Consider the following 12,808-nt stretch of genomic DNA (forward strand, 5'->3'; position numbering starts at 1 on the left):
AACAACACCTATTGCAAAATTAGCTAAAAATATTTTACCCCAGAATTTTGCCATAGATTTATACATTTCATTACCAGTTTTTACATATATCGTCTCCATTATCGCAATTAGAATAATAAGCCCTAATGTTAGTGGAACAAAAAAGAAGTGGAATATTGTTGTCATTGCAAACTGCAATCTTGCAAGGGTCAATGCCTCCATACTATTACCTCCTTAATTAATATTTTTGTATTATTATAATTATAAATTATATTTTTTTCAAATATTAATATCAGATCTTACCATATTATACTATATAAAATTTTCATAACAAATTTATTTGTTATTTTTAGGCAATTTTACTTGACCTATTATAATTTAAAACTGTATATATTAATATAAAATTATGAAAGTAATAAACATATTAACTATTATAATTTTATTAAGTTACAGCAGTTTGTTGCTTGCTGAAGACTCAAATATGAACATAGAGATTACAAATGATACCGTAGAAAATTTAGCTTTGCTGCCATTAAACTGTATACAGCAAGAATATCCAAATAAGCCTAATCACGTAATAAACGGTCTAAAGGATGTAAAAACACCAAAACAAATACATCCTTCATTCTATGGATGTTATGACTGGCACTCCTCTGTGCACAGCCATTGGTTATTAGTATATATACTTAAAAATTTCCCACAATTAAAAATAGCTGACAATATAATAGATAGATTAAATGAAAACTTAACAACAAATAACATTTTAAAAGAGATTGAATATATTAATGATGAAAACAGAAAAAGCTTTGAAAGACCCTACGGTTGGGCTTGGTTATTAAAACTTTATGAAGAATTATATACATGGCAAAATGATTATGCAATTAAATGGAGAGAAGCTATCGAGCCATTGGCAAAACTTGTGGCTAGTAAGTATAAGGAGTATTTCCCCAAGCAAACTTATCCAATAAGGACGGGCACCCACTCCAATACTGCATTTGGACTAACATTCGCCTATGATTACGCTATAACAATAGGTGATAATAAACTAGAGAATATAGTTGCAGAAAGAGCAAAAAAATATTTTTTAGATGATACAAATTATCCTGCAGAATTAGAACCAAATGGTAATGACTTCTTATCCCCTTGTCTAACAGAGGCTGACTTGATGCGCAGGATTTTAACTAAAACTGAATTTTCTAATTGGTTTCATAAATTTTTACCAAATATTGCAGATAATAAACCGGAAAGCCTCCTAAATCCAGCAGTTATTACTGATAGGTCAGATCCACAAATAGTACATTTAGATGGGCTAAATTTAAGTAGGGCATGGTGCATGTATGGCATTGCAAAAACCCTAGATAAAGATGATCCTTCTAGAAAAATTCTTTTAGAATCAGCTGAAAAACATGCTAAAAGTGCACTTGCAAACGTTACTAGTGGATTCTATGAGGGAGAGCATTGGCTTGCAACATTTGCAGTATACATGATCAATGTTTTTAATAATTATTAATACTTTTATATTTAATACCAAAGATTATAAAAAGATTATAAAAAGATTATAAATCATCATTTACTAAATGAGAATAAATAGCAAATTGTTTTGCAACCCTGGCGCTTCTGCCACCCCTATTAGTTGCAAAATTCTCAGCTTTTTCTTCTAAATTGTCTAAATTAACTAAATATTTATCTAGATAATACCTGACTACCGTTATATACTCTCTTCTTGTTAACAGTGGAAAGGTTATTGAAAGGCCAAATCTAGCAAACAGCGATAATTGTTCATTTTCTAAATCATTACTGTAAACATCATCCTTGGGTTTCATTGTTTCTTTTACAATATGCCTCTTATTTGATGTAGCAATATATAAAAGATTAATAGGTTTTTCCTCTAAACCCCCTTCCATTATTGATTTAAACCTTCTAAAACTTATATCGCTATTGTCAAAAGATATGTCATCAAAATACACTATAAAGTAATATTTATTATTAGTTCTAACAAATCTATATATTTTATAGATACCTTCTATATATTCTTGAGAACACTCAATAACTCTTAAATTTCTCTGCTTATACAAATTTAAGAGTAGTTTAACTAGGGAAGACTTACCAACGCCCCTTGGCCCCCAAAAAAACATATTCAAAAAGGGCTTGTCCTCTATAAAATTTTCGATATTTCTTTTTGATAATTGCTTTTGCCTATCTAAAAACAATAAGTCACTTTCTTCTATCTTCTCAATTGTATCAATTACTTCAATCTCAGAGCCATTCCATCTAAATGCAATATTTTTATCTAAATCCATATCTATAAAATATTAGCAATATCTTTAGCAAAGTAAGTTATTATTATATCAGCTCCCGCCCTTTTAATAGATGTAAGTATTTCTCTAGCAATCTCTTTTTCGTTAATAATACCCTTCTCTGCTGCAGCTTTGACTAATGCATATTCGCCAGAAACATTATAGGCTGCAATTGGTACAACAAAATTCTTTTTAAAATCGCTTATTATATCAAGATATGACATTGCTGGTTTAACCATAAGTATATCTGCTCCCTCTTCTAAATCTAGCTTTGCTTCCTTAATCGCTTCTAATCTATTTGATGGATCCATTTGGTAGGTTTTTCTATCCCCGAATTGCGGAGTGCTTTCAGCAGCATCTCTAAAAGGTCCATAAAAGGCAGATGCATACTTTGCAGAATAGCTCATAATAGGTATATTAATAAAACCATTCTTATCCAACTTATCTCTAATTGCTTTAATCCGGCCATCCATCATATCACTTGGTGCAACCATATCAGCACCGGCCTTTACATGGGATAAAGCTTCGTCTGATAATATTATAAGTGTTTTGTCATTGTCTACATAACCATCTTTAATTATTCCGCAATGCCCATGATCAGTATATTCACAAAGGCAGACATCTGTAATTATATATAGATTAGTATTTTCTTTAATTGCTCTAATAGCTCTTTGTATAATACCATTTTCATCATAGGCAGATGAGCCAGTAGCATCCTTTAATTTTGGTATTCCAAATAATATAATAGATGTAATACCTAGCTTTTCTATCTTAATAGCCTCTTTAACAGCCTCATCTATGCTTAATTGAAAGATTCCTGGCATTGAGCTTACTTCTTTTTTACCACTTACAAGCTCAGAAACGAACATAGGATATACAAAACTATCAATATTTAAAAAGGTCTCCCTTACCATTTTCCTTATTTTTTCGTTGTATCTAAGCCTTCTTGCTCTTAATTCTGGAAACTTCATAAACTAACCTCCAACTCTTAATTTAACTATAACATCTAATACACACTCTTCTGTAAATGTATTCGGATAAAAAGTTTCTAAATTATATTTATTTAAAAAATTTGCAGTCTTTATACCAATACTTACTATTTTTATAGAATGTAAGAGATTAATATCAACTTGACTTATTAAGCTTTTAGCAGCTGAAGGTGAAAACAGGGTTATAATATTAATATTATTATCTTTAATAAAATTCTCTACATAACTATCTGGATATTTTACTGATTTTGTTTCATATATATCTAATGTTTTTACTAAACAATTCTTTTTACATAAATAATCTATTAATTCAGTATCTCTTTTGCTTGAGCCTGGTATTAAAATTTTCTTATTAGAAACACCTAATTCATCAAAAAGCCTAATCAAACCACTCTGCGAATATTCTTCAGGGATGTAGTTGACATTAATTCCTGCCTTTTCTAATGCTTCGGCAGTTTTTGAGCCAACAGCGATGACATTGCAAAGGTTCAAATTAAATTTACTTATAGAATCCAAAAAATATTTGCATGCGTTTTTACTGGTAAATACAATATAATCATAATTAATATCATCTAGCTTGTAATCTAATTTTTCTATTCTAATTAATGGCAATAAAAAGGGATAAAACCCATTTTTTGATAATAAATTTATGAAATTAACTGATTGCTCAGGGGTTCTTGTAACAAGAACATTCATTAAAGGATTCCCTCTAAAATTCTACTACCCCCTTTATTTAATAACTCATGAGCAAGCTCTTTCCCTGCTTCTTCTGCTTTTTCAATATTTGCTTCTTTATAGCCTAAAACATAATCCTTGCCATCAATTGATGAGATAAAAGCATTAAGGACTATTTTTTTACTATCTACTATATTACAGAAACAACCCAAAGGTACTTGGCAGCCCCCTTCAACAACTTTCAAAAAAGCTCTCTCAGCCTTTGCAGCAATATTTGATTCGCTATCATTTAAAACTCCTAATAAATTTTTTGTATCAATATCATCCTTTCTTGTCTCAAGAGCTATAACACCTTGTCCAATAGCTGGAATCATAATATTTGTATCTAAGACTTCAGTTATTTCATTTGATAAATTTAGCCTAATTAGACCTGCAGCTGCAATTACTATTGCATCATATTCACCTTTTCTCAGCTTGTTAAGCCTTGTATTAACATTTCCTCTTAGATCTTTAATCTTTAAATTCTTATTAAATCTTAGTAGCTGACTCTTCCTCCTTAAACTACAAGTACCCACTACTGAACCATCTACTAATTCATTTAAAGAATTATATTTATAAGAGATAAAAGCATCTCGTGGGTCTTCTCTTTTTAGTGTTGCTATTATTTCTAATTCTTTAGGTATTTCTGCTGGAACATCTTTCAAACTATGTACAGCTACATCAATATCCTTCTTTAATAATACCTCCTCAATCTCTTTCAAAAACAAACCTTTTCCACCTATGTTTGCAAGAGGGGCATCCCTGAATTTATCACCTGATGTTTTTATCTTAACAACCTCTGTTTCTATATAGGGGTACTTAGCTTTCAAGTTTTCTATTACCTGTTCAACCTGTTTTAGGGCTAACCTACTTCCCCTAGTTCCAATTCTAATCTTTCTTTTTATCATCATTTAAGTCAAAGAGTATTCTTATTGCCTCTGTTAATGAAAATTTTTTATCATCTAAGCTATTGATTTTAATATTAATAATAGGTTTGTGCAACAATTTATTAGCATAATCACTTAGAGCTCTATTCAACTTTTTTATTTCCTCTTTATCTTCTATTTTCTGTTTACTTTTTTGCCTTTCTAATTCTATTTGTTTGATTTCATCAAAATAATTACGCATTGCAACAATTACTGGTGAAATTTTAATAGTTTTTAACCATCTATAATAATTATTAATTGAATCTTTTATATAATATTTAGCCTTTTCAATCTCTTTTTTTCTCTTTTTTTTGTTCATCTCTACAACGCTTTTTAGATCGTCAATATCATACACATAGACATTCTCTACATCATTAATCCTAGGATCAACATCCCTTGGAACAGCAATATCTATAAAAAATAAGGGGCTATATTTCCTTAGAGCCATAGTCTTATTAACATCATCATAATGGATTATAAAATCTTTTGAGGATGTAGAGGTCAAAACAATATCAACTGTTGATAAATAATCTACAATAGAATAAAACTCTATTGGTAATCCACCAATTTCTTCTGCAAGGGATTTTGCTTTTTCATATGTTCTATTTGCAACAAATATATTATCTAACTTCTCATTAGCTAAATATTTTGCAGCTAAAATACACATCTCACCTGCACCTATAATTAAAGCCTTCCTGTTTTCAAGGGAACCATATATTTTTTTTACAAGCTCAACAGCTGCTGAACTCACTGTAATAGGGTTTTCTGATATTTTTGTATTAGTTTTAATCTTTTTGACACAATTTATTGTTATTTCCTCTAATTTTGTAAACACTTTTCTAGCTGCTTCATACTCCCTTGCCTTCCTAAAGGCATCTTTTACTTGTCCAAATATCTGAGGTTCGCCTACAACCATGGAATCTATACCAGCAGCTACTTCAAAAATATGCTCAAGAGCTTCTCTACCTTTATATATATAAAAATAATTTCTCACATCTTCTAGATTAATCTCTTTTCCCTCGATTAGTACATCTATAACAAATTTACTGTCATCGTGGGTGTTATCTGAGACATAATATATTTCAACCCTATTACATGTTGATAAAATCAAGGCTTCATATATAGAATTATGGGCTAATATTCTTCCATATAGTTTAGCCATCCTATCATCTGTTACTGCAAAAAGCTCCCTTATTTCAACTGGGGCTGAATTATGATTTAACCCGATAACAAAGATTTCCATTTATTAACCAGTCAAAAATATAGCTAGGCCTATATATGTAGTAATTAGCGCAAACATCCCAATAATACTTCCCAAGGCAACTGCTTTTGGTGTCAAACCTTTAATTTTTTTAAGTGATATTAAAACACCAAAAACTAGCCAGGTTATTATAGAAAAAATAAGCTTACCCTCATATTGGTACTTATCAATATCAACAGTATAAAACCTCCAAATAAAACCTGTAATAAGTCCTATTGTAAATATTATAAACCCACTAATTAAAAAATTATTTAACAATCTATTTATAGTAAATAGAGGGATGTTCATTCCATTTATAAATTTCATATTCTTCTTTTTTAATTGTCTTTCTTGATAAAAGTAAACAATACCACAGAAAGAGGAAATAAAGAAAAGTGCGGTACCAATTATTGAAAAGGGCAAGTGTATATATAAAAGAAGGGTATTTTTTTGAATCTCTACAACTGAGGTATTTTTAAAAATAAATGTAACAATAAAAAGTGCAATAATAAAGGGAAGTATAAAGACAAAAAGGTAGGTGTTTTTATAAACAATATAGAAAAACAAGAACATGATCGCTATTACTAAATTTAAAAACAAGAGGGTATCATTAAATGATATTGTTGGAAAGATATAAAATTCATACCAGCTAGAAAGCACAATTATAAAATTTATTAATAGCGCAAAAATAAATAGTAGAAAAGCAACATTAAAGCCTTTTTTACTCTCTTTTATATAGCCAAATAAAAACAAAAAAAATGAAAAAACATAGAGTGTAAAACTAGAAAGATTAAGCATAATTAATCCTTAATTCTCCTTTTCAATTAAAAATATAATAAATAAATAACAAAATCAATGAACTATTGGTCTATATTTTATAACCTTAATCTCACAAAAACTCAGCTGCCTGTTCAGCTAACAAACTCCTCTCACATTTACTTAGGTAAATTGATGCAGCAATAGTTGATTCCATATTTTTAAATTTTTCAGATGCATATACTAAACCATTATCACGTTCATCTAAATAGGGATTATCTATTTGGAAGGGATCCCCAGTTAATACAATTTTTGTATTATTACCTGCACGTGTTATTATTGTTTTTACCTCATGGGGGGTAAGATTTTGAGCCTCATCAATTATCAAAAAGGTATCGTGAAAGGTCCTTCCCCTTATATATGTTAATGCCTCAATCTCAATAATACCCAAAGCATTTAAATACTCCATAGTTATCTCATTCATATGTTTCTTTAAAAGATTATCATCCTTAATAACAGGATTTTTGCTATCATTTATCTGGTCAATTAAAAGTTCTAGATTATCATAAATTGGCTTAAGCCAAGGATCCATCTTCTCTAAAATTTTACCAGGCAAATAACCCAAATCTCTACCCATAGGTACAGGGGATCTTGTAATAACAAGTTTTTTAAATTCCTTCTTAAATATTGCTGTAAGCGCGGCACTAATAGAAAGTAGTGTTTTTCCTGTCCCAGCAATGCCAATTGCAAAAACTATATTTATATTAGGATTTAATAGAGCATCAACTAAAAATCTCTGCTTATAATTGATAGGTACTACCCCAAATATTGATGGGTTAGTTTTTATAACCTCAAAATATTCATTTTCTCCATTTCTTATAAACTTCACAAGAGCACTCTTCTTCTCATTATCAATAGATCTTATTAAGAAATAATCATTATTTGAAATAATTCTTTCCAAATTATTTAATATAATCATATCTTTAGCCTGCATACAATCATCTTTATACAGATGGTCTATTATGTAATCCTCAGTTAATAAAATATCATTGTTTAATTCGAATGTTTTATTGCTCTTATCATGATAATAATCTTCTGCCTTTATACCAATTACATTTGCCTTAATCCTTAAATTTACATCTTTTGAAATCAAAATTGTTTCATTATCAGAATTGTTTTTAATATCTTGTGCCACACCTAAAATAAAATTATCATTAATGCTATTACAGAATTCATTAGGCATATCATTTGTACCGTTATAAAATTTTACATATAATGTACCACCTGTTTTAAGCCCCACTCCCTCCAAAAGATTTCCATTCTTTCTAATAAGCTCAAGTTTTCTAATAAACTCACGAGCATGATAGCCTTTCATGTCAAAGGTGTTTTTAAACTTATCCAACTCTTCTAGAACAACAGCAGGTATAAACACATTATTATCCTTAAAGGTTTCCAAACAATCAGGTGAATACAAAACAACATTTGTATCGATAACAAAGTTTTTCTTACACAAAGAACCCCTCCTTATCTTTAATTAATCTACACATTTTAATTGGATATAACATATAGAAAATATAAATTTGCTGTTTTCATCTATATAATTGAACATTATGAATTATTATATTTATAATAGGGCAATGTCATAAATATTGCAAATGATTATTTAAAATAAAATGTAAAATTTTTGTTACCAGACCTATTATGTCAAGAAACAGGTTTTATTGAAAATATTATTTTATGTTTTATTTTCAAATATTAATATCAAACAAACTAACCTTTTGTTTAATATAACCTATATCTAGATAAAAATATTTTGCGCACATATTAACATATCTTTTAACAATGTTATAATCATTATTATCTTCACTTATATGGCCCAAATATATCTTATCTATTTTGCTAGTATTGAGTTTATATATTAGGTTAAACACCTCTTTATTTGACAAATGTCCTTTAATTGATGCAATCCTTCTCTTTAAACTTTTATGGTATTTGCCTCCAAAGAGTAATGTATCTTCATAATTTGATTCCAGTAGTAAAAAATTATTATCATTTAGATAATCAAGTAGATAATTAGATGTAGCACCAAAGTCAGTAGCAAAGGTTAATTTTTTTTCACCAAAGAAAAATTTATAGCCAAGGGGCTCAAAGCTATCATGAGGAATATTAAAAGGCGCTACTTTAAATTTAGACAGATTATACAACCTATCCCTCTTCAATATATAAAAATTATTAACATCATAGCCCTTTTGCTCTAAATAAGATGCCGTTCCTTCGCTAGTAAAAACAACAGGTTTGAATTTTCTTAAAAAAGATTTTAGACCTATTATATGATCACTGTGTTCATGGGTTATAAATAAAAACAGCTCTTTTTTATTAAATTTCTCCACATTTACTTTATCCGCCAATCTTCGCATAGAAATACCTATATCAATAAAGATAATAGTATTTTCATCCTCAATAAATGAACAATTACCTGAGCTACCCGAAGCTACTATATTTACTTTCAATTTTACTCTCTAACTAAATTATTTATTATTATAATACTACAAATTTATTTAATAAATAACAAAAACTAGTATTAGACAATAAAAGGCAACTTCTTATATTTATTTATATAGTTTATATATGAAGATTTTAATAATATCAGTTAATAACGAAAAAAACAATTATGGCACAGTACTTCCCTTTGGCGCATATTGTGTCTATGCAAATACAAAAAAAGCAGGATTAGATGTTGATTTTCTTGACTTACTTGATTGCCCTAATCCAATAATAGCAATAAAAGATACCATAAAACACAGCAAGCCCGATTATATTAGTGTATCAATTAGAAATATTGATAATCAAGATATGGAGAAACCAATCTTTTATCTGACAAATATCAGAGATTATATTAACTCAATAAAAGAAACCACATCTTCAGTGATAATACTAGGTGGTGCTGGTTTTAGTATTTTTCCTAAAGAATGTCTTGATTACCTTGATATTAATCTCGGTATTGTTGGTGAAGGTGAAAAAACATTTCCGGCACTAATAAATAATTTAAGTAAAAGCAGATTAGATATTAGAAAAAAACATATAATCTATAGCAGTTTTAAAGAAAATATAGATACCTATATACTACCAGATAGTAAATTAATTAATAGTAAAAACAACAATAATATAATCTTACCAATACAAACGCGTAAGGGTTGTCCTCTCAACTGTATATACTGCTCAACACATCTAATTGAAGGAACAACTATTAGGTCTAGAAATATAAACACATTTGTTGAATGGCTTTCTAAATGGGTTAAGGAAGGTTACAAACATTTTTATTTTGTGGACAACACGTTCAACATACCCACAGACTACACTAAGAAACTTTTAAACAAAATTATTGAGAGTAAACTGCCCATTAGATTTAACTGCATGTTATACCCAAAATTTGTTGACAGTGAAATGATTTTGCTATTAAAAAAGGCAGGATGTTATCAAGTAAGTCTAGGCTTTGAAAGTGGTAGCAACAATATCTTAAAAATACTAAATAAAAAATACACAAAAGAAGAAGTTTTAAAGATATCAGAGCAGCTAAATAAAAATAAAATCGAACAATTAGGTTTTTTACTCCTTGGGGGACCTAATGAAAATTTAGAAACACTTGTAGAGTCACTAAATTTTATAAAGAATCTACCCCTTGATATGTTAAAAATTACAAAGGGCATTCGCATATACCCTAATACAAAACTTGCAAAAATTGCTATAAAAGAGAACAAAATAAGTAAAGACACTAATCTACTATATCCAACATTTTACTGTTCATCAGAAATTAATAATCCCAATGTTAATAAAATATTATCTACATTTATAAATAACGTAAATTTTAAAGTATTATAAATATCTATTAAAGCATAGACTCCTTAAATATACGTGTTAAAACATCGTCGTTAACAGTAATAGGTGCTAAAGGGAGTAAAATTTTTCCAAGCATTGACTCTTTAGTCATTTTCACTAATTTTGGTATATCGTTTTCTGAGAAATATTTTTTCATACTTGTTGATTGCCCAACACTATTAAACCATTTTCTAATTTTCTCAACAGCATAATCTCCTTCACCAGGTAAGCCTTTTAACTCTGGAACAATAGGATGATACAGGCTGGCCAAAACTTCTGGCACTGCATGGTATATCTCTTTAATAATTGCTGGTAGTAAAATACCTAAACCATCGCCATGGATAACTTCTGGATTTAGAGCGCTCATTGCATGTTCCATAGAATGGGTAATATGTAGAAGCCCTATATCAAAAGATATCCCAGCTATAGCAGAAGCATACATTAGCCAGTATCTTGGTATTATATTTTTTGGCTCCACAATTGCCTGTGGTAGATAAGTCGCAACCAAAGAAATAGCTTCCTTTGCTAATGATATTGAATATGGGTTTGTAGTGATAGTTGTTGCTGCTTCTGTAGAGTGGTTAACTGCATCAATACTTGTAGAAATAATTTGATTTAAAGGTAGCGTCAATGTAAGCTCTGGATCATCAATTGAATATGTTGGATAAATATGCGGAGAATTAATAAGAGGTTTATCATGACCATCAGACTGAGCAACGGCAAAAGCATCGGTTTCACTTCCTGTCCCGTGGGCAGTGTTAATTGCAACAATTGGAAGCGCACCTTTGATCTCTTCACCTTTCTCATAAAATTCAACTGCCTTTTTGCCAGGGTGAAACATTAAAACTGCCGCAGTTTTTGCCGTATCAATAACAGACCCACCTCCAATAGCTATAATTGCATTGGCATTTGCTTTGGACCCAATTTGTGCAGCCTCTTCACAGTTATCATAAGTTGGATTAGGCCTTACACTATCATAGTGTTCAAAACCTTCTGATTCTTTCTCTAAAACAGGTTTTACAACATCCCAAGCTCCACATGCCTTATAAGCTACCTTATCAGTTACAACTAAAAATTTGCCATGCCCTTTATTGCGCAAATCCTTTACTATATCTTCAATCTTATTTATTGCAGTTACACCAAAATAAGTAATTGGCCTTGCAGGTTGCAAAGTAAATACCTTTTTAACATCAATTTTAACATCATAAGATTTCATAACTTACCCCCTAAAATAATATTTTATTATTAATATATAGTATAAAAAAGTTTTGTAAACAAAATATTATCTTTTCTTTCTAATTGAATAATCTATAGAGCTAAGGATATTAAAACCAATTTTTAGTTTATTTTAATTAGGCAAAATATAAGATGCGCCCTGGAGGAGTCGAACCCCCAACCTTCTGATCCGTAGTCAGACGCTCTGTCCAATTGAGCTAAGGGCGCTACTTTAAAAAGCTAACTAGAGCTTACCACTTTTAAAATAATAAATTAAAAAGCATCAATGTCAATAAGAAGATCCTATAATCCTTGCTTAAATATGTTTTACATAATAATTTAATACTATGAATATTTATATTGGCTGTTCAGGATTTAGCTACAAACATTGGAAAGAGAGATTCTATCCATCAAAAATACCACAAAGACAATGGTTTGAATACTATTGTACTAAATTTAATACTGTAGAGCTAAATTCTACATTTTACAGATTGCCAAATGAAAAAACTGTTATTAGCTGGTATAATCGCTCTCCTGAAAACTTTGCATTCTCTGTAAAAGCAAGTAGATTTATAACTCACATAAAAAGATTAAGAGACTGTAAAGTGGAACTAGAGAATTTTTTTGAGGTTATATCGCAACTAGATAAAAAATTAAAAGTTATACTATGGCAGCTACCACCTGGCTTTAAAGTAAACATAGAGGTCTTTAATGACTTTTTAAATATACTAACTAAATATAATAATATTAAAAATGTTTTTGAGTTTAGGCATAAATCCTGGGTAACAGAGGATATTTATTCACTCTGCAAAAAAT

At 29.5% G+C, this 12,808-nt stretch carries 13 protein-coding genes and 1 tRNA gene; 3 read left to right on the forward strand and 11 right to left on the reverse strand.

The features are described from left to right. On the reverse strand, positions 1 to 201 hold a 201-nt coding region (locus SVN78_04980), incomplete at its 3' end, for a cytochrome ubiquinol oxidase subunit I (protein ID MDY6820957.1). A 184-nt stretch (positions 202 to 385) separates the two neighbouring features. Between SVN78_04980 and SVN78_04985 the strand changes: the two genes are divergently transcribed. Continuing rightward, positions 386 to 1,489: a DUF2891 domain-containing protein gene (locus tag SVN78_04985; protein MDY6820958.1), complete on the forward strand. Its 1,104-nt coding sequence runs from the start codon at positions 386 to 388 to the stop codon at positions 1,487 to 1,489. A 46-nt stretch (positions 1,490 to 1,535) separates the two neighbouring features. Here the strand turns inward: SVN78_04985 and SVN78_04990 are convergent, their stop codons facing one another. The 8 genes from SVN78_04990 to SVN78_05025 form a co-directional block, all read right to left on the reverse strand. Then, entirely contained in the window at positions 1,536 to 2,279 is a 744-nt protein-coding gene (locus tag SVN78_04990; GenBank protein ID MDY6820959.1) for a DUF815 domain-containing protein, read from the reverse strand. 2 nt (positions 2,280 to 2,281) lie between these two features. Next, entirely contained in the window at positions 2,282 to 3,247 is a 966-nt protein-coding gene (gene hemB / locus SVN78_04995) for a porphobilinogen synthase (protein MDY6820960.1), read from the reverse strand. Positions 3,248 to 3,250: 3 nt separating this feature from the next. Beyond that, the gene (locus tag SVN78_05000) at positions 3,251 to 3,961 is read right to left on the reverse strand and encodes a uroporphyrinogen-III synthase (GenBank protein ID MDY6820961.1); all 711 of its coding nucleotides are present in this window, start codon (positions 3,959 to 3,961) and stop codon (positions 3,251 to 3,253) included. Further along, positions 3,961 to 4,890 (reverse strand): hydroxymethylbilane synthase, encoded by a 930-nt coding sequence (gene hemC, locus SVN78_05005; GenBank protein ID MDY6820962.1) that lies wholly within the window; start codon positions 4,888 to 4,890, stop codon positions 3,961 to 3,963. The genes SVN78_05000 and hemC overlap by 1 nt, the downstream gene beginning before the upstream one ends. After that, positions 4,868 to 6,148, reverse strand: a complete 1,281-nt coding sequence (gene hemA / locus SVN78_05010; protein MDY6820963.1) for a glutamyl-tRNA reductase — start codon at positions 6,146 to 6,148, stop codon at positions 4,868 to 4,870. Before hemA ends, hemC begins: the two co-directional genes overlap by 23 nt. Before the next feature lie 3 nt (positions 6,149 to 6,151). Next, on the reverse strand, positions 6,152 to 6,943 hold the full coding sequence (gene ccsA, locus SVN78_05015; GenBank protein ID MDY6820964.1) for a cytochrome c biogenesis protein CcsA: 792 nt from the start codon (positions 6,941 to 6,943) through the stop codon (positions 6,152 to 6,154). A 91-nt stretch (positions 6,944 to 7,034) separates the two neighbouring features. Further along, positions 7,035 to 8,414 (reverse strand): PhoH family protein, encoded by a 1,380-nt coding sequence (locus SVN78_05020; GenBank protein ID MDY6820965.1) that lies wholly within the window; start codon positions 8,412 to 8,414, stop codon positions 7,035 to 7,037. 235 nt (positions 8,415 to 8,649) lie between these two features. Then, positions 8,650 to 9,411, reverse strand: coding sequence for an MBL fold metallo-hydrolase (locus tag SVN78_05025; GenBank protein MDY6820966.1), 762 nt, complete (start codon positions 9,409 to 9,411; stop codon positions 8,650 to 8,652). A 118-nt stretch (positions 9,412 to 9,529) separates the two neighbouring features. Between SVN78_05025 and SVN78_05030 the strand changes: the two genes are divergently transcribed. Beyond that, positions 9,530 to 10,780 carry a radical SAM protein gene (locus SVN78_05030; GenBank protein MDY6820967.1) on the forward strand — a complete coding sequence of 417 codons (1,251 nt, stop codon included), beginning with the start codon at positions 9,530 to 9,532 and terminating at the stop codon, positions 10,778 to 10,780. A gap of 7 nt (positions 10,781 to 10,787) precedes the next feature. Here SVN78_05030 and SVN78_05035 read toward each other — a convergent pair whose 3' ends face one another. Both SVN78_05035 and SVN78_05040 read right to left on the reverse strand, forming a co-directional pair. Then, positions 10,788 to 11,993 (reverse strand): iron-containing alcohol dehydrogenase, encoded by a 1,206-nt coding sequence (locus SVN78_05035; GenBank protein MDY6820968.1) that lies wholly within the window; start codon positions 11,991 to 11,993, stop codon positions 10,788 to 10,790. 153 nt (positions 11,994 to 12,146) lie between these two features. Further along, positions 12,147 to 12,220, reverse strand: a tRNA-Arg gene (locus tag SVN78_05040). Between the two features lie 119 nt (positions 12,221 to 12,339). On the opposite strand from SVN78_05040, the gene SVN78_05045 reads away from it, so the two are divergent. Next, on the forward strand, positions 12,340 to 12,808 hold a 469-nt coding region (locus SVN78_05045; GenBank protein MDY6820969.1), incomplete at its 3' end, for a DUF72 domain-containing protein.

The organism is Deferribacterota bacterium, from assembly GCA_034189185.1.
In the GTDB taxonomy this organism is placed as follows: domain Bacteria; phylum Chrysiogenota; class Deferribacteres; order Deferribacterales; family UBA228; genus UBA228.